General features: G+C 37.9%; 17 protein-coding genes. 5 read left to right on the top strand and 12 right to left on the bottom strand.

Annotated elements, in window-relative coordinates; all coding sequences use genetic code 11:
• The first annotated feature begins 23 nt into the window (after nt 1-23).
• Nucleotides 24-455 carry a GNAT family N-acetyltransferase gene (locus IGM09_RS02225; RefSeq protein ID WP_002373345.1) on the top strand — a complete coding sequence of 144 codons (432 nt, stop codon included), beginning with the start codon at nt 24-26 and terminating at the stop codon, nt 453-455.
• 87 nt (nt 456-542) lie between these two features.
• Here the strand turns inward: IGM09_RS02225 and bph are convergent, their stop codons facing one another.
• The 5 genes from bph to pfkB form a co-directional block, all read right to left on the bottom strand.
• Entirely contained in the window at nt 543-1,076 is a 534-nt protein-coding gene (gene bph / locus IGM09_RS02220; protein WP_002355538.1) for a biofilm phosphatase Bph, read from the bottom strand.
• A 189-nt stretch (nt 1,077-1,265) separates the two neighbouring features.
• A complete protein-coding gene (gene lacD / locus IGM09_RS02215; RefSeq protein ID WP_002375930.1) occupies nt 1,266-2,243 on the bottom strand; it encodes a tagatose-bisphosphate aldolase in 978 nt (325 codons plus the stop codon).
• Nucleotides 2,240-2,701, bottom strand: coding sequence for a fructose PTS transporter subunit IIA (locus IGM09_RS02210; protein WP_010713890.1), 462 nt, complete (start codon nt 2,699-2,701; stop codon nt 2,240-2,242). Before IGM09_RS02210 ends, lacD begins: the two co-directional genes overlap by 4 nt.
• 26 nt (nt 2,702-2,727) lie before the next feature.
• Nucleotides 2,728-4,146 (bottom strand): PTS fructose transporter subunit IIC, encoded by a 1,419-nt coding sequence (locus IGM09_RS02205; RefSeq protein WP_002355535.1) that lies wholly within the window; start codon nt 4,144-4,146, stop codon nt 2,728-2,730.
• Between the two features lie 4 nt (nt 4,147-4,150).
• Nucleotides 4,151-5,077 (bottom strand): 1-phosphofructokinase, encoded by a 927-nt coding sequence (gene pfkB / locus IGM09_RS02200; protein ID WP_025193921.1) that lies wholly within the window; start codon nt 5,075-5,077, stop codon nt 4,151-4,153.
• A 177-nt stretch (nt 5,078-5,254) separates the two neighbouring features.
• On the opposite strand from pfkB, the gene IGM09_RS02195 reads away from it, so the two are divergent.
• Complete coding sequence (locus IGM09_RS02195) at nt 5,255-6,001, top strand: MurR/RpiR family transcriptional regulator (protein WP_002363162.1); 747 nt, start codon at nt 5,255-5,257, stop codon at nt 5,999-6,001.
• A gap of 59 nt (nt 6,002-6,060) precedes the next feature.
• Here IGM09_RS02195 and trmB read toward each other — a convergent pair whose 3' ends face one another.
• From trmB to IGM09_RS02175, 4 genes are all read right to left on the bottom strand, one after another.
• Entirely contained in the window at nt 6,061-6,705 is a 645-nt protein-coding gene (gene trmB / locus IGM09_RS02190; RefSeq protein WP_002371476.1) for a tRNA (guanosine(46)-N7)-methyltransferase TrmB, read from the bottom strand.
• A gap of 72 nt (nt 6,706-6,777) precedes the next feature.
• The gene (locus tag IGM09_RS02185; protein WP_002355531.1) at nt 6,778-7,557 is read right to left on the bottom strand and encodes a phosphotransferase family protein; all 780 of its coding nucleotides are present in this window, start codon (nt 7,555-7,557) and stop codon (nt 6,778-6,780) included.
• Nucleotides 7,558-7,685: 128 nt separating this feature from the next.
• Nucleotides 7,686-8,897 carry an ABC transporter permease gene (locus tag IGM09_RS02180; RefSeq protein WP_033624825.1) on the bottom strand — a complete coding sequence of 404 codons (1,212 nt, stop codon included), beginning with the start codon at nt 8,895-8,897 and terminating at the stop codon, nt 7,686-7,688.
• Between the two features lies 1 nt (nt 8,898).
• Nucleotides 8,899-9,636, bottom strand: a complete 738-nt coding sequence (locus IGM09_RS02175) for an ABC transporter ATP-binding protein (RefSeq protein ID WP_002363160.1) — start codon at nt 9,634-9,636, stop codon at nt 8,899-8,901.
• A 215-nt stretch (nt 9,637-9,851) separates the two neighbouring features.
• Between IGM09_RS02175 and IGM09_RS02170 the strand changes: the two genes are divergently transcribed.
• The 3 genes from IGM09_RS02170 to IGM09_RS02160 all read left to right on the top strand — a co-directional run bounded on the left by IGM09_RS02170 (nt 9,852) and on the right by IGM09_RS02160 (nt 11,814).
• Nucleotides 9,852-10,277, top strand: a complete 426-nt coding sequence (locus IGM09_RS02170; RefSeq protein ID WP_002355527.1) for an HIT family protein — start codon at nt 9,852-9,854, stop codon at nt 10,275-10,277.
• Complete coding sequence (locus IGM09_RS02165) at nt 10,278-10,622, top strand: YtxH domain-containing protein (RefSeq protein ID WP_010713892.1); 345 nt, start codon at nt 10,278-10,280, stop codon at nt 10,620-10,622.
• A 163-nt stretch (nt 10,623-10,785) separates the two neighbouring features.
• On the top strand, nt 10,786-11,814 hold the full coding sequence (locus IGM09_RS02160) for a peptidylprolyl isomerase (protein WP_002355524.1): 1,029 nt from the start codon (nt 10,786-10,788) through the stop codon (nt 11,812-11,814).
• 39 nt (nt 11,815-11,853) lie between these two features.
• On the opposite strand, the gene IGM09_RS02155 is transcribed toward IGM09_RS02160, so the two are convergent.
• From IGM09_RS02155 to IGM09_RS02145, 3 genes are read right to left on the bottom strand one after another with little or no spacing between them, the layout of a single operon-like run.
• Nucleotides 11,854-12,798 carry a 3'-5' exoribonuclease YhaM family protein gene (locus IGM09_RS02155; RefSeq protein WP_033624824.1) on the bottom strand — a complete coding sequence of 315 codons (945 nt, stop codon included), beginning with the start codon at nt 12,796-12,798 and terminating at the stop codon, nt 11,854-11,856.
• On the bottom strand, nt 12,795-15,506 hold the full coding sequence (locus tag IGM09_RS02150; protein WP_010713894.1) for an ATP-binding protein: 2,712 nt from the start codon (nt 15,504-15,506) through the stop codon (nt 12,795-12,797). Before IGM09_RS02150 ends, IGM09_RS02155 begins: the two co-directional genes overlap by 4 nt.
• Nucleotides 15,503-16,738 carry a DNA repair exonuclease gene (locus IGM09_RS02145; protein WP_010713895.1) on the bottom strand — a complete coding sequence of 412 codons (1,236 nt, stop codon included), beginning with the start codon at nt 16,736-16,738 and terminating at the stop codon, nt 15,503-15,505. The genes IGM09_RS02150 and IGM09_RS02145 overlap by 4 nt, the downstream gene beginning before the upstream one ends.
• Nucleotides 16,739-16,873: the final 135 nt, after the last annotated feature.

Raw genomic sequence — 16,873 nt, 5'->3', positions numbered from 1 at the left:
ATTCTGAACTTGGGGGTTTTTCTATGCATGTAGCTCAAACAAAAGATACCATGAGTGATCTTTATTTAGATGCTGTCCGGCTTCGTCAACGCGTATTCGTAGCGGAACAAGGGGTACCAGAAGAGATGGAAATCGATGAATATGAAGCACATTGTATTCACTTTGTTTTGTACACGGATCATGTAGCTGTCGCAACTTGTCGCTTGCTTCCACTAGAAAATGGCGTTATGAAATTACAACGAATGGCCGTTGAAAAAGCTTACCGTGGCGCCGACTATGGACGAGTGATTATGGAAGCGGCGGAAAATTTTGCCAAAGAACAAGGCTACCACAAGATTACTCTAGGAGCACAAGTCACCGCTGTAGGCTTCTATGAACGTTTAGGTTATCAAAAAACAGGAGCACCTTTTATGGATGCTGGCATTGAACACTACGAAATGAATAAAGAACTATAACACCAATTAAATCGGAAAATTTAGAGCTTGGAGCATTAGCCATTTTGGCTAATGCTCCAAGCTCCTTTTGTGGGCTGTTTACATCGGCTATTTTTTGGATAGCTGTTGATAACGTTGATACCAGATATCTACATATTCGGGCGAGAAGGGGCCTTTTTCGTTATTAATCCAATCCACTAAAGTCTTGACATTTTCTTTTAAAATGAAGTCAATATCTTCTGGATAATCCATTAGTTTGCTATGAAATTCATATTCATCAACGTCTAGTAAACGTTTTTCACCATCTGGAAAAACCTTGATATCTAAATCATAATCAATATACTTCAACGCTTCGTCATCTAAAACATATGGCGAAGCCAGATTGCAGTAATACGAAACCCCCTTTTCTCTAATCATTGCTATTATATTGAACCAATATTTCTTGTGAAAATAAACAATGGCTGGTTCACGAGTCACCCACCGACGTCCGTCGGATTCCGTTACTAACGTGTGATCGTTCACACCAATTAAAGAATACTCGCTCGTTTTTAGTACCATCGTATCACGCCACGTTCGATGTAAATGTCCGTCATGTTTATAACTCTGAATGGTTACAAACTCGCCTTCTTTAGGAATTCCCATAATCCCCCCAACTTTCCCCAAATAAAGTAAAGCACTGTTACTTTTTGGGTGTTCATACATCGATATCGAAATAATTATATCATATCTTTTGAGTTTGCGTACATTGAGTTCACTTAAAGAAGACGATTTCTGAAAAAATTTAATTCAGATGACCAATTAGTTCAAATTCAGTAAGTATTTTCAGCTTAATTACTGGATTTTTTCAAAGACTGATACTGCGCTCTCTCTTAAAACCTGATTTAATTCGTCAACATTTGTTTTACCAGTTGTTTCAAGCCACGCAACGGCTGCTTCAGCACCTTGTTGAACAAATGGAAGCACGCCGTCTGCCCAAGTTGCGCGACCACATAAGACTCCATTAAACGAGGAACCTGCTTTTTTTGCAAATTTCAATGTTTCCTGAAACATCGTAGCACTAACCCCTGCACTCAAGAAAATAAATGGAAGTTGTGTTGCTTCACTTTGCATGTTGAAAAAAGCCTGCGCTTCATCTTGGCTATAAAGACTTTCAGTGCCAAAACCTTCTACAAAATTCATATTCACAGGGACTTCTACTTTTAAAACATCAACATTATAGCGATCCTTTGAAAATTCTTTCATCGCTTCAATTACTTTGTGCGGTTTTACTTTAGCGTATTCTTTTGAAGCACTATCCGAATTGTTTGCATCATAAGAGACAATTTCTAAAAAGAATGGAATTTCTTCGGCTAAACACTCTGAACCAATCCGTTCTATATAAGCTTTCTTTCGTTCATTGATTGCTTCACTTTCGTCAACATCGTAATAAAGTAAAAATTTACACGCGTCTGCGCCCGCTTCTTTTAAACGCTTAACCGACCAAACATCAAGACTATCGGGTAACCGTCCTGGTGTCGAAGCATCGTAGCCCGTTTTTTCATACGCAAGTAACAAACCTGAAGTCTGTGCTCGATTTTCAGCAGCAGCTAGGCCATATTCTGGATCCAACAAAATTGCTGAAGTCTCTGGTGTTAAGCAACGAGATACTAATACTTTAAAGTCACTGATTTCTTGCGCAGTCACCTCTTTGTATTTTCCCATCATGCGTTTTAAGGCCCCACGTTGATCAATGGCTAGTGCGCCAATAATCCCTTGATCATCTACCAGATTTTCTAAATGTTTACGTTTTTGTTCACTAATTTTTTTCATTCTGTTCCCTCACTTAATTGATTATTTAGTAACGTAGCAATTTCAGCTGGCGAACTTGCTTGTTTCAGTCCAGAAGTAACTTCTTCTCTTAATAGGAGGCGCGCAACGGAAGAGAGTAATTTCAAATGTGTCGTGCCAGCTTCGGCATCTGGAATAAACAGCGCAATCACAAACTCCGTTAATTGGTTGTCAAGGCTCTGCCACTCAACACCTTGGTCCAAGGTAACGATGATAATGGCCGCTTGTTGAATCGTTGCTGCTTTTGCATGAGGTATCGCAAATCCATTCATCATCCCCGTTGTTCCTTCTTGTTCTCGCTCGTTCAGTTTATCGAAAACTTCCTGTGCGTCCTGAGCAACTTCCAATTCTGTTGATTTTTTTGCTAAAAAGTGAAAAACATCCTCTTGCGTTTGTAACTGTTGATTTAAAAAAATATGATTTTCTTTAATAAAAGCCATTCCATCCACTCCTAATTCCTGTTATTTCATTTTTTTGATAACGATTGCTCTTGTTTGGCGATTCTACTTTTTTGTACAAAACCTAGCAATAAACCGCCTACCAATGAACCAGCTAAAATTGCCAGAACCCATTGAACAGCGTGAGTAACAACTGGTAAAACAAGAAATCCTCCATGAGGTGCTGGCACTTGTACCCCAAACATATACGTTAGGACTGCCGCAATTGAAGATCCGAGCATCATAATTGGTAAAACCTTTAATGGGTCTTTTGCCGCAAACGGAATAGCGCCTTCTGTAATATGTGTGGAGCCTAAAATAAAGTTCACTAGCCCCGCATTGCGTTCATTTGTGTCAAAGTATTTTCCAAAGAATAATGTAGCAAAGCCTGTAATTAAAGGTGGCGCTATGCAAGCAGCAGAAACTCCTGCCATAAAAGAAGTATTTCCTTGAGCTAAGAGTGCCGTCCCAGTAACATAGGCCGCTTTATTAACTGGACCTCCCATATCAAAGGCACACATACAACCCACAATAATTCCTAAAACCAACGGACTGGAGTTTTGGAAACTAGCTAAAAAGCTCATCATTCCTTCGTTAACAGCTTTCATCGGATCTGCTAGTAAAGACATAGTGATACCAATAACTGCAACGCCAATGACTGGATAAAGGAAAATTGCTTTTAAACCATCTAATGATTTAGGCAAACCTTTAAATACTCTTTGTAATAAAAGAATGAAATACCCAGCAAGGAAACCAGATAATATCCCTCCTAAAAAGCCAGTACCACCAGTGTTAGCAATCAAACCACCGACAAAGCCCACAACCAAACCAGGTCGTTTGGCAATCCCCTCTGCGATATACGCAGATAAGATTGGCACCATCATGCCCATTGAGGCATCACCAATACTTTTTAACATAGCAGCGGTAGCATTATACTGACTACTTTCTGGATCAAATGAATAAATGCCCCAAATAGCAAAAGAAAGAGCAATTAAAACGCCGCCTGCTACTACAAACGGCAACATGTGAGAGACGCCATTCATTAAGTTTTTATAAATACTATGTCCAACATTTCCTGAAGAAATTTGTGTCTCCTGTTCAAGTTCGTCCACTGCTTGGTTTTCGGCTGCAATCGATCCTTTGCCTGCGAGTGCTTCTTCAATTAAGCGATCTGCTTCTTTAATCCCCACACTGACAGGGACATCAATGATTCGTTTCCCAGCAAAACGTTCTGCTTGAACGTCTTTGTCGGCGGCAATAATGACTGCCTCCGCTCCTTGGATTTCTGCAGGTGTTAACTCGTTTTCTATGCCAATCTGACCATGTGTTTCAACCTTAATCGTAATACCTTTACGTTTTGCAGCTTGTTCCAATGCCTCCTGTGCCATATACGTGTGCGCTATTCCCGTCGGACAACCTGTAGCAGCTATTAATTGATACGTAGCCATCTGTTTATTCCTCCTCTTGAATCTTTATTTGTTGCTCTAACTCCTGAACATCTGAAAAATCTGTCAATCCTTTGCGAAATGCTGTTGAACTACCTGCTGCAATACTTCTTTTTAAATTTTTTTCCAATGAAAGTCCTTGATGCCAGCCAGCTAAAAAGGTACCTAACATTGCATCCCCTGAACAAGCTGTATTTACAACCATTCCAGTTGGTGAATTACCTGAAAGAACCTTTTCATTGTTCATAAATAAAGCCCCTTCACTACCTAAAGAAAGTAAAATATTTTTGGCTCCCCGCTTCAGTAATTCTTGTCCATAAAAAATGTAATCGTCCTTAGTCTGCACTTCTGTATGAAACCACTCTTGAAGTTCTTCTTCATTTGGTTTCAATAAAAATGGTTGATAAGGCAAACAATCTAAAATTTCTTCATAACTACTGTCTAAAATTAAGAACACCTGCTTTTCAAAACAAATTCGGCTAATTTCAATCAAAATACTTGGCGAAACCCCTTGTGGTAAACTTCCTGATACGCACAAATAATCCCCTTTACGTAACTCTGAAATTTTTTTCAAAAAACGTTGTACATGTTCTTCAGATAATTTTGGTCCCTTATTGACTAATTTGTATTCCTTTTGATCTTGGGTAACTTTTGTAAACACATTAATTCTCGTTGTGCCAGCGACTTCGATAAAATCAGTGGTTATCTCTTTTTCTTTTAAATAATCCTCGACATAGTTCCCAGTGAAACCAGCTTTGACTCCCAAAGCGGTATTATCAATCCCTAACATCTTTAAAATTAGGGAAACATTGACTCCTTTCCCGTTTGCTTGAATATCATCTTCCTTCGTGCGATTCACGACAAAAGGAACTAGCACTTCTGTTTCGATAAATAAATCAATGGCTAAATTTAATGTACATGTATAAATAGTCACTGTAGTTCCTCCTTTCTCCTCTTTATTATGTCTCAAAATACCATGTAAAGGTTTTCATTCTTTCGCAAAAGTATAGAAAACATTTACAATTTCATAATTTCTCTAGCTTTTTTATTTTTTTTCATTAAAAATAGGCTTATAAATGTTTTTTAGCGAAAGAAAGAAGGGCTGGCCATTATGGAACAAAAATTGAGTGAGTCAGAGCAATATCTCTGGCATTTTATCGAAACACATATTTTAGAAATCCCTGATTATTCCATTGTAAAATTAAGCGAACGAGCCAACGTATCAACTGCGACGATTGTAAGAACCATGAAAAAGAAAGGCTATGAAGGTTTCACATCCTTCAAGCATCACTTGAAAGATAAAGAAAACCAAAATATAAATTTTTCAGCATTAGAAAAAGTAGACCGAGGAATTCGGACGGCCATTTTAAAGAATGAAGAAGAAGTAACTCGCACGATTAACATGATTGAAATTGGTAATATAGAAGATGCAATCCAAAAAATCAAAGCTTCTCGACGGATTATTATCTTTGCTAGAGGTTTTTCAGAATTAATTGCTCAGGAAATGATGGTTAAGTTTCAATTGGCTGGCAAATACTGTGAACTGCATACGGACCCAGAAATTATTAAAAATATTAGTAAAAAGTTATCAAAAAAAGATGTGGCTCTTTTTGTTTCTTTAAACGGAGAAACCCAAGAATTAGTTGTCGCTGGTAAAAACTGTTACGACTCAGAAATTGGGACTATCCTTTTAACTGCAAGCAAACACTCTAGTTTAATGAAATACATTGAAATTCCGTTCGTAGGCTTCAAATCAGAAGGCTCCTTTTTCCCCGATTATGAAGTGCGTTCACGGTTACCATTATCCATTCTGGCCAGAATTTTATTGGACGCCTATGCTTTAAGAACGACAACTTAGGCTTTCTTAAATAATAAAAAACAAGCATTCCTTCACTTAAAATAAAGGAATGCTTGTTTTTATTTTGCAACAAAACGTGCTTCTACTCGATAAATTCGTTGACCACGACTAGAAAATTTTTCTTCGTATTCTGTCATAATGTTGCCTTCAAACTCGCTATTATGCAAATCTAGCCATACACGTTCAATAATCATGCCATATTTAGAAAAGCTACTTAATGAGTATTCGAAGAGCCCTTGATTATCCGTTTTAAAATGAATTTCTCCATTTGGTTTTAAAATAATTTCATCTGTTGCTAAAAAGTTTTTATACGTTAAACGACGTTTTTCATGTTTTTTCTTTGGCCAAGGATCTGAAAAATTTAAATAGATTAAATCTACTTCATTTTCAGCAAAATATTCTGTTAATGCTTCGCCGTCTACTCGCAATAACTGTAGATTAGGTAACGGATCGGCCACTAGCTTATCTAATGCAATCGATAAAATACTTAATTGCATATCGATACCAATATAATTAATTTCAGGATGTGCTTTAGCCATTTCATAAATAAAACGACCTTTACCTGAACCAATTTCAATGTGGATGGGATGATTATTGCCAAAACGTTCTTGCCATTTCCCTTGCCATTTTTCAGGACCTTCTACCACATATTGTGGATATTTTGCCATATATTCTGCTGCTCCGGGTCTATTTCTTACACGCATATTTAAAATTCCTTTCTTTTAAAAACAGACTGGTGAAATTCGCCAGCCTGTGTGGATGTTAAATGAATTAGTTTAACTACTAAACATTCGTTTTAATTGTAAAATTTCTGCAGTCATTGCTCTTCTTTCGCCTTCTTGGTGATGACGAACAATCTCTTGTAAAAAGCTAAATAAACCATACCAATAAATTCGTTGAACTGTACTTTCATTTGGGATTAAACCATAAGATAGTAACCATTGATTCCAACCGGAACGAGGCACATAATGACTCAAAATCATTCCTAAATCTACCGCTGGGTCCGCGACCATCACAGAATCCCAATCTACTAAATAGAGATAATTATTCGAGACTAACCAATTCCGATGATTCACATCGCCGTGGACAGCTACATAACTAGTCTCTGGATATTCTGGTAAATGATTATATAAATAAGTGATTACTTCTTTTAAATAACTGTTTCGTTTTAATTCTTTAGGTAGTTGACGCTTATACTCTTTCAACATTGTTAGCGGGGTACAAACTTCGCCACCAATTTTTTTCAACATGTCTTTCAGCAAATTGGAATGATGCAATTGGTATAACACGTCAATCACGTCATTGCGTTTGCCAATTTCGTCCGCATGTAATAAACGTCCTTCCAGCCATTCTTGGGCTGTTAGTACGTCGCCATTCGCTGTCCGCTTTGTCCAAATCATCTTCGGGGCTAACCCTTCTTTAGACAATGCTGCAAGAAGTGGAGAAGTGTTTCGTTTAATGAACACTTTCTCTGTTTCTTTTATTCCCATGTATGTTTGACCAGTTGCGCCCTTTATCGGCTGCAGACGCCAGTCTTTATCCAACTGAAATTCCATGGAAATTATCTCCTATCTCAACACAATTTTATTGCAATTTTTACAGCAATTACCATTTTAGTCGCCAAACCTTGCTTCGTCAAGCTTCTATGTGGTTCTTTTGTAAATTTTGCTGGGTTTTCTCATCTTTATAACTTATTCAAGCGCATTGGAACATACATTTTAGTGAAAATCACAACTTCTACAATTAAGGCACCCAGAATGAGCAAGCTATTTTGCAAACTGCCTAAACGAAGGCAGACAATCCCACCAAAAATAATGGCCGCAACAGACAATGCGCCGCCAATTAACCGGCGAATTGCTGCTTGTTTTTTTTCTATTGAAATTGGATATAGCTGTGTCATCACCATATAATCAAATTGCGTGTACATGGGAATCAACTGGAACCCGATTAAATAAACAAACAATAAAGCAACTACCAACGCAATCCAGAATTCTTGTAAAAAGAAGAGTAGCACGCCACCAACCAAAATCAAACGAAACAATAAGCCGCTATATTCGCTACCTCGTAAAAAGCTCCGAATGAATAAGTAAGCATACGTGTTCTCAGATGTTTTTTTGACTACTCCGAGGAGAGGATCTAAGTATTTACGACGTTTTACTGTACTACTCACTTCAGGAATATCTGTAAACAGCTGAATGAATTTATAAATTCTATGCATTCTGTTTTGTTCTTTTTGGATCATTTTTTCCCAATCCAAGAAACTCTTTTTCATCTTATTTTGCCAAATACTCGATAAACAAACGGCCAGAATGATACCACCAATCACACCAACCCAAGGCGTCCAGTAAATGGCTCCCGTCATAATCAAGAGACTACTGATCAACCAAACGAACCACCAACTACGGTAAGTGGTTGACGAAAGATGATAGAGCCCATAGCTTTGTAAACTAAGATGTGTATAAATCATACAAACTAGCATGACCAAAAATAAAAAGAAGGTTTGAAACGACCAACCTGTTGTGACTACAATCAACGGCATCAATAGGCCACTTCCTAGAAAGCTGACCACAATCGGTAAAATTAAAGAGTAGCGCAGCGCCCGTTTCAGATAAGCAGCGAATTGTTTTTCTTTTGGTAATAAAAAAACCTTGTCTGGCTCTTCTGTCAAAGTAGCCAACTTACCAACTTGAATGAGTAGCAGCCAGCCCAATAGAATTAACGGTCTGCCCCAAACAAAATCACGAGGTAATTCTTTTAACAACTGGGAATAGTACAGACCTAATCCGCCTAATAAAAACATACAGACTAAAACAAAATGATCATTTAAAATATAGCGCAAGTACTTGGACATTTTTTTGAAATGCCGTGACAAACGTTGACTAAAAAATTCGCCCATGTTACCCCACCTTTTCTTCCTTCGTCAAGGCAAGATAAATATCATCTAAAGAAGACTCTGGTAAATTAAATTCTGCACGTAATTCAGCCATTGTACCGTTTGCCCGTAATTTCCCTTCGTGTAGTACCACAAAACGATCACAATATTTTTCAGCTGTTGCTAAAATATGCGTGGACATTAAAATCGCTGCCCCTTGCTTACGCATCGTATCCATTAATTCTAATAAAGCATGAATTGCTAAAGGATCTAAGCCTAGAAAAGGTTCATCAATAATATATAAACTCGGTTCAATTAAGAATGCACAAAGTACCATGACTTTTTGTTTCATGCCTTTTGAAAAATTAGCAGGAAACCATTCCAATTTATTGTCTAAACGGAACGTTTTTAGTAATGGTTCTGCTCGTTTGAATGCTTCTTCTAATGGAATATCATAAGCCAAGGCCGTTACTTCGATATGCTCTTTCAATGTTAATTCTTCATATAAAGAAGGTGTTTCCGGAATATACCCGATTTTTTTACGATATTCTTCAGGGGCTTGTTGCAATGTTTCCCCGTCAATCATAATTTTGCCTTTTTGCGGCGTAAGTAACCCAATAATATTTTTGATGGTGGTACTTTTCCCCGCACCATTCAAGCCGATTAAACCAACCATTTCACCAGACTTGACGTCAAAATTAATATCTTTTAAGACAGGAATATGGCCGTAACCTCCTGTTAAATGTTCAATTGTTAAGCTCATTTCTTTTGCCTCCAACCTTTTCTCTCTACCATTATTAAACCCTAAGCGAACCAAGAATTCAAAAATTACTCCCTTAATTAAATGGATTTTTTTCTTTCTCTTATTATACACGAAATGAAACGAACTTTTTAGCGAACTCACGTACTTTTTCATCCACAGAGAAATCAACTTGTGGTAAAGTAAAGGAAAGAACCTAGAGAAAAGAGGAATTTTTCATGAATGATTGTATTTTTTGTAAAATTATCAACGGCGAAATCCCAAGTTATAAAGTCTATGAAGACGAGAAAGTCTACGCGTTTTTAGACATCACACAAGTGACCAAAGGACATACCTTAATGATTCCAAAACAACACGTTGCTGATATTTTTGAATATAATGACGTTTTAGCAAGTGACGTCTTTGCTCGTATTCCTAAAGTAGCACGAGCATTAGAAAAAGCTTTTCCAGAAATGGAAGGATTAAACATTTTAAATAACAATAAGGAAGTGGCTTATCAATCCGTTTTCCATTCCCACGTTCATTTGATTCCCCGTTATTCAAAAGAAGATGATTTCTCTATTCATTTTGGCAACCATCAAGAGGACTATTCCGCCGAAGCGATGCAAGAAATTGCTGAGACCATTGCAAAGCAGGTGAACTAAATGAAAAAATTTATTAAAGGTCTCTTTTTTGGCGCAGCTGCCGGTACCATTGGCGGCTTGTTGGCTGCTCCAAGAAGCGGGAAAGAAACACGCCAACATTTAATCAATGAGCTAGAGGACTATCGTTCACTGAAAAATCAAGTCACGAATGACTGGGATCAGGTGCAACGAAATTTGGTAGTTGTCGAAGAAAACGTTCCACTGGCAACTGAATTTTCAAAAGACCTGCAACAAGAAATCACTGATTTCAAATTCCAAGCGGAACCTCGGATTGCTCAAATTAAAGAACAAATTGCTAAAATCACGGCTGAATTACCTGACACACAAACTAACAAGCAAAAGTAAAGTCTTTGATGTTAATTATTTCTTTTGTTATTAAAAAAATAAAAAGTGTGACGTAAATACGAATTTTGTTTGAAACTATGCCTGAGACTCTTTCTTTTTCAAAATGAGGTATGGTATAGTTATAACAGAAATAAAACTAAAAAAAACAGGAGTGCATAAGAGAATGAAGAAAAAACTAATCTTAGCTGCAGCGGGCGCAATGGCCGTTTTTAGTTTAGCAGCGTGTTCAAGCGGTTCAAAAGATATCGCAACAATGAAAGGTTCAACAATTACTGTTGATGATTTTTATAACCAAATTAAAGAACAAAGCACTAGCCAACAAGCGTTTAGCCAAATGGTTATTTATAAAGTCTTTGAAGAAAAATATGGCGACAAAGTAACTGACAAAGATATTCAAAAAAACTTTGACGAAGCCAAAGAACAAGTAGAAGCACAAGGCGGAAAGTTCTCTGATGCATTAAAACAAGCTGGTTTAACTGAAAAAACATTCAAGAAACAGTTAAAACAAAGAGCAGCCTATGATGCAGGTCTAAAAGCCCACTTAAAAATTACAGATGAAGACTTAAAAACAGCTTGGGCAAGTTTCCATCCAGAAGTAGAAGCACAAATTATCCAAGTTGCTTCAGAAGATGATGCCAAAGCTGTCAAGAAAGAAATCACTGACGGCGGCGATTTCACAAAAATTGCTAAAGAAAAATCAACAGATGCTGCTACGAAAAAAGATGGCGGTAAAATTAAATTTGATTCACAAGCAACAACTGTTCCTGCCGAAGTTAAAGAAGCTGCCTTCAAATTAAAAGATGGCGAAGTGTCAGAACCAATTGCTGCAACAAATATGCAAACCTACCAAACAACCTACTATGTAGTGAAAATGACGAAAAACAAAGCAAAAGGCAATGACATGAAACCTTATGAAAAAGAGATCAAGAAAATTGCTGAAGAAACAAAATTAGCCGATCAAACATTTGTTTCGAAAGTCATTAGTGACGAATTAAAAGCGGCCAATGTGAAAATTAAAGATGATGCCTTCAAGAACGCTTTAGCAGGCTACATGCAAACTGAATCTTCAAGCGCTTCTTCAGAGAAAAAAGAATCAAAATCAAGTGATTCTAAAACAAGCGATACCAAAACAAGCGACTCTGAAAAAGCAACAGATTCTTCAAGCAAAACAACAGAATCTTCTTCTAAATAAGCATAAAAAAGAGAGTGGTCGATTGACCACTCCCTTTTTTTATTTATCTTTTGGAACATAGAAACTGCGGTTATCTAAACCAAAGATTCGTTCCGTATACTCCCCAGGCTGTGTTTGACGAATGGCCCCTAGCATCATTTGAATGGACGCATCCATGGTATCAATTTGATGTAAGATTTCCGCTTCCATAATTCTTGGTCGCACAGGTGAGCCATATTCCAACAGTCCATGGTGGGCTAAGACCATGTGCCGAAGAACGACAACGTCTTCTTCTCGATCATCAATTTTCAAAGCGAAACACGCCTTGGTAATTTCCTCATCCACCAAAACTAAATGACCAATTAAGTTCCCTGCCACCGTATATTCTGTCGTAATAGCGCCAGATAACTCTAAAACTTTTCCTAAGTCATGTAAAATAATCCCCGCATATAATAGTGACGTGTTAATTTCAGGATATTCCTTAGCAATTGCTTTGCCTAGGCGCAACATTGAGACAGTATGGTAAGCTAAGCCATTCGCAAAAGCATGATGGTTCCGTTTGGCTGCAGGAAATTCATAAAATTCTTGTTGGTATTTCGTCATGAGATAGCGCACAATACGATTCCAATGAGCATTGGTAATTTCAAAAATCACTTGATTGATTTCCTCAACCATCTCTTCTTTTTTCAAAGGCGCTCGTTCCATATATAAACTTGGCTGGCTTGGTTCCTCTGCTGTCGCTAAACGCATGTGTAAAATTTTTACTTGGGGTTTATTTTGATAAACTTCTCGTTTCCCATTCAGTAAAACAACGTTTCCCGCAGTAAATCGTGTAATTTCATCCTCAGAGGCGTCCCAATATTTTCCGTCAATCGTGCCAGATGTGTCTTGAAAGGTAAAGGCAATAAACTTTTTCCCATTTTTAGCTACACGTACATCGGCATTTTTAATTAGAACAAATGATTCAAAAAGTTCTTCTACTGTTAATTCACGTAATTTTTTCACTTGACGCTTCCTCCTTCTAACGCAATTACTCTTTGTTGTAAGTCCTGATAATAGCTTACCATTTCTTGGTCAGAAGAAAAACAAATGACTTGCTGTTTTTGACCAAACTTAGTAAATAATTCAGCTAATTGGGCTTTTCTTTGATGATCATAGTGTAACCAGCCATCATCAATGATAATTGGACAAATCAGTTGCTCGCCTTGGACTGCTAAAAAGGCAAAACGAACAGCCATCATCAATTGATCTTTAGTGCCAGTTGATAATTCATGTAAATAAAACATTTCTTGTTCTTTCGTCACCGCAACTAGTTGACCTTCGGCTACTTGGATTGATTGATAACGCTGATTTGTTAAAAGTGCAAAGTAGCTTGATGCATACTGTAATAAGCTGGGCAATTGTTGTTCCGAAAGCTCTGTTAATAGGTCCATTAACAGTTGCCCCGCCAGTTGATACCCAGACCAACGTTGAGCTAGTTCTTTGATTTCCGCTTTTAAAATTGCTTGGCGTTGATACAACTCATCTAAGGTACCATCCGTCATTAATTGTTGTTTTTCATAAATCAGCGCTTGATACTGTTCTTGTATTTTATCTAACTTGCTTTCTTCCAGTGCTTGTTGCTGCGCCAGTTGTAAAGAACGGTCTTTTAACGTTGCCTCTGTTACCGCTTCTGGAAACAGATTGCCTAATTGTGTCGCTAATTCTTGCCCACGACCAACTTGAGCTTGCTGAGTGGTCAGCTGTTGAATTCTACTTGGAACATCAGTGATTGATAGAATCCGATAACGAATTAGTAAAGGCTGAATTCGTGTTAACGCTTCTTGCTGTTTAGTTTTCAACTCTCGTAACTGCTGTTTGAGATAGCCATCTGCTTGATACTCTTGAGCAAAGCGAACTTTCTCCATTTCTTCAGCAAATCCTTCTAAAAAGTGTAACTTTTCGGAAAGGCTCTTTCCTTGCAAGGGTAAATGCGTCATCAATGGGAAGATTTGTTCTTCAAATACTTGGCGTTTTTGTTGATTTTCCTTCAATTGACTCATGAGTTCTTCATTTGTTTGAACAAGCAATAAATAGCGCGTAATCAATTCCCGCTGATTCATTAAAGTATCAATTTGATTCATTTTTCCTAATTGATGAAGTTGGGCTTGCTCCGCTACTGCTTGTTCAAGTTGTTCCACTTGCAGTTGTGCCTCACGTTCTTGATTCAACGCTTGTTGGAACTGTTCATTTAAATAATCTAGTTGCGAAAGTTTCGTCTGCCATTCTTCTTTCACTTCATCTGAGGACGCTTCTTTTCTAGTGGCGTAGCTAAGCACTTCTTTTGCGATAAGACTAACTCCCACGAGAACTAGGCCCCATTTTAAAGGGCTTGGCAAAAAGAAACCGAGTAATGCAAGGATACTTCCTAGCAATAACCAAAGTGGTTGACTTGTTTTCTGCGCTTTTTGGGCACGCGTCGCTTCACCAAAAAATGCGGCATGCGCTTTTTCAAAATCCGTTAACTGGTCTTCCAGATTTTCAATTTGAGAAGCCAAGAATGCTTTCTGTTCTTGTCCTTTTTGAAGAGCTTGCGTATACGCAACTTGTTGTTGGCGCCACTTTTGAACGGTTTCGTTGTCATAAAAAAGCTGTGGTGGTCGTTCAGGCGACCATGACCATTCGTTCTCTAAAAGGACCATTTCTTGACGATTTTGATCAAAGGTTTGGGTCATCCATTCCGATTCCGTCATCAATTGTTGCATATTATAGCGTTGATTCAACAATTGTTGAATCAATGCTTCTTGTTCTAGGTAAAAAGCATAGCCTTCTGGAACATCGAGCGCTTCTGACTGAAGAGATAACTCTTTGGTCAAACGTTGTCGTTCTTTGTCTAGGTACATATATTCTTGAAAGGTTTCTTCTAATTGAACTTGGTCTTCTTTTACTAAAACAACGTTCTCTGTTTCTTCAGGTAGCGACTGCCATTCTTCGTACAAGGGAAAGTGACGTTGCTGTTCCGCAACCTGTAACAAGTCCTGTTGCGTTTCTTTTAATTGCTGTTGCAGTGTCACTCGCTGTTGTTCTGTTTCGCGAATCGTTTCTTCTAATTGTTGAAAAGTTTGTTGCTGCGCTTCTTTCTCTTGAATTTGCTCTTTTAGTTCTTGATAAGCCGCCAACTTCTGATTGAGTAATGGCTGCTGCCCTTTGCCTTTAAAGATTTTTTGTGCTTCTTTAAAGTACGCATTTCGGTAAGTCAAAAGTTGTTGACTACCAGAAACACCAATGGCTAACAAGGATGTTTGCAGTTCCTCTTCTGTCAACTTGTCACTCGTAATTAATTGTTCTTGTTGGAAAGTAAAAACCTCTTGAAATAACTTTTTCGTTAGCGGATGTAACATTTGCTGTAAGGTTTTTTCATCCCCCATTTGTTGTTGATAATAAATGATTGCTTGCCCTTTATTTTTTTCTTTAAAACGCTCGACTTGAACTTCCCCAAACACAGGATGTGCCAACCACAAACGACCACCATACGAGCCACCATTTTTAGGTGCGTAATCGCGTTTTCTTTTGCCCTTTGTGGGAAACCCAAACAGCATTGCTTGAATGAATTGATACAATGTGGACTTGCCAACTTCATTTGCGCCGTACAGCAATTGATTACCAGATTCAAATGTAATTTTCTGTTGTTGCCATTTTCCAAAGCCCACAATCTCTACTGCGAGTAATTTCATAGTGGGTCCTCCTGAATAGTAAAGTCTTTATTAATTTGCTCATGTGCTAGGCGCAAGCTCTCTAATCGCCACTGCTCATCCATTGAAAAAATTCCAGCAAATTCTGGATAACGTAACAATTCCTTGGTGGTATCTTCAAAAATAACTGGATCTAAGTATGTTTTTTCTAATGCCGTTAATAAGTTGGGACTAGCGGCTAAATAGATTGGTTCTTTCGTTGGTTCCTCTGCTTGCAATATTAGGCGATAAACAAAAAAATCACCTTGCGTTTTTTGTAAAAGCTGCTGCTGTAAGTAGCTTAATAGTTCACCATTGACAATGGCTTGCACCACGGTCACATCCAAATGTTGCGTTTCTTTCAGTGTCAACGCCATCAATTGCTGTTGCTGATGCGCATGCCACTTCGTCAGCAAACTGGTTTCAAGATAAGACAAAACGCTTTGGGTGTCACGGCATTGCGCCAGAGATACTTCTTCATTCGTCCAATCTATTTCTGCGACTTTTTCAAATTGAACAGTCGCTTGATTTTGGGAAAGTGTGACCACTGCAACACCTTGTAAAGACTGTTCTTTTTTCGTGTGTCCTTGAGGTGTTCCAGGATAAACAATTAGCGGTTGTTCACTAACAATTTGCGGCTGATGAATGTGGCCCAATGCCCAATAATTATAGCCAGTGGCTTTTAAATCCTTCCATGTAAACGGAGCATAATTTTGTTGCGCTTTCCGACTGGTGTCTCCATGATAAATCCCAATATGAATGTCAGATTCTGCTTGTTTGATAGGAAATTCTAGTGCTTTATTTTCATCAATCCAGGGATGCTCATAACTAAACCCTGAAACAGCCACTTGTTCGCCCGCTTTCGTTTCAAAATACAGTGTCTCAACTATTTCTTTTTCAAATAAAAAAACATTGTCTGGAAAAGAAAACCAATAGCGGTCTTTTTTATAGTAATCATGATTCCCAAATGTTAGAATCACAGGGATTTCTGCTTGTTTCAACTGTTCTAATGCAGCCATCAATTGGGCTTGCATTGAAATAGAGGTCTGACTTTGATGAAACGTATCTCCTGCAAAAATAACCAAGTCCACCGCTTCTCGAATAGCAACTGTTACGATATTCATTAACAATTGTTGATTAGCTTCTCTTAAGCGCTTCGCTAAGGCTGTCGGGATCCCAGTTAACCCTTCAAAAGACCGATCCATGTGTAAATCAGCTGTATGCAATAGTTTCATCGTTTCCCCTCCTTTTCTCCTTCCTTTATCATATCATTTTCTGCCAGCTTGGTCAGTAAAAACATACGAAAATTTGTTCGTTTTTTCAATAAAAAAAGAATCAGGTTAACTGATTCTGTCGAAAAAGCAAGTATT

This window comes from Enterococcus sp. DIV0167 (assembly GCF_050541555.1).
Lineage (GTDB): Bacteria > Bacillota > Bacilli > Lactobacillales > Enterococcaceae > Enterococcus > Enterococcus faecalis.
This window is presented reverse-complemented; position numbering and strand designations above follow the sequence as displayed.

Excerpts from the sequence above, each read along its gene's own strand:
- IGM09_RS02210 (WP_010713890.1), bottom strand. The coding sequence starts at position 2,701 with ATGGCTTTTATTAAAGAAAATCATATTTTTTTAAATCAACAGTTACAA.
- IGM09_RS02175 (WP_002363160.1), bottom strand. The coding sequence starts at position 9,636 with ATGAGCTTAACAATTGAACATTTAACAGGAGGTTACGGCCATATTCCT.
- IGM09_RS02195 (WP_002363162.1), top strand. The coding sequence starts at position 5,255 with ATGGAACAAAAATTGAGTGAGTCAGAGCAATATCTCTGGCATTTTATC.
- IGM09_RS02185 (WP_002355531.1), bottom strand. The coding sequence starts at position 7,557 with ATGGAATTTCAGTTGGATAAAGACTGGCGTCTGCAGCCGATAAAGGGC.
- IGM09_RS02205 (WP_002355535.1), bottom strand. The coding sequence starts at position 4,146 with ATGGCTACGTATCAATTAATAGCTGCTACAGGTTGTCCGACGGGAATA.
- lacD (WP_002375930.1), bottom strand. The coding sequence starts at position 2,243 with ATGAAAAAAATTAGTGAACAAAAACGTAAACATTTAGAAAATCTGGTA.
- IGM09_RS02150 (WP_010713894.1), bottom strand. The coding sequence starts at position 15,506 with ATGAAATTACTCGCAGTAGAGATTGTGGGCTTTGGAAAATGGCAACAA.
- IGM09_RS02170 (WP_002355527.1), top strand. The coding sequence starts at position 9,852 with ATGAATGATTGTATTTTTTGTAAAATTATCAACGGCGAAATCCCAAGT.
- IGM09_RS02225 (WP_002373345.1), top strand. The coding sequence starts at position 24 with ATGCATGTAGCTCAAACAAAAGATACCATGAGTGATCTTTATTTAGAT.
- IGM09_RS02165 (WP_010713892.1), top strand. The coding sequence starts at position 10,278 with ATGAAAAAATTTATTAAAGGTCTCTTTTTTGGCGCAGCTGCCGGTACC.
- IGM09_RS02180 (WP_033624825.1), bottom strand. The coding sequence starts at position 8,897 with ATGGGCGAATTTTTTAGTCAACGTTTGTCACGGCATTTCAAAAAAATG.
- IGM09_RS02145 (WP_010713895.1), bottom strand. The coding sequence starts at position 16,738 with ATGAAACTATTGCATACAGCTGATTTACACATGGATCGGTCTTTTGAA.
- bph (WP_002355538.1), bottom strand. The coding sequence starts at position 1,076 with ATGGGAATTCCTAAAGAAGGCGAGTTTGTAACCATTCAGAGTTATAAA.
- trmB (WP_002371476.1), bottom strand. The coding sequence starts at position 6,705 with ATGCGTGTAAGAAATAGACCCGGAGCAGCAGAATATATGGCAAAATAT.
- IGM09_RS02160 (WP_002355524.1), top strand. The coding sequence starts at position 10,786 with ATGAAGAAAAAACTAATCTTAGCTGCAGCGGGCGCAATGGCCGTTTTT.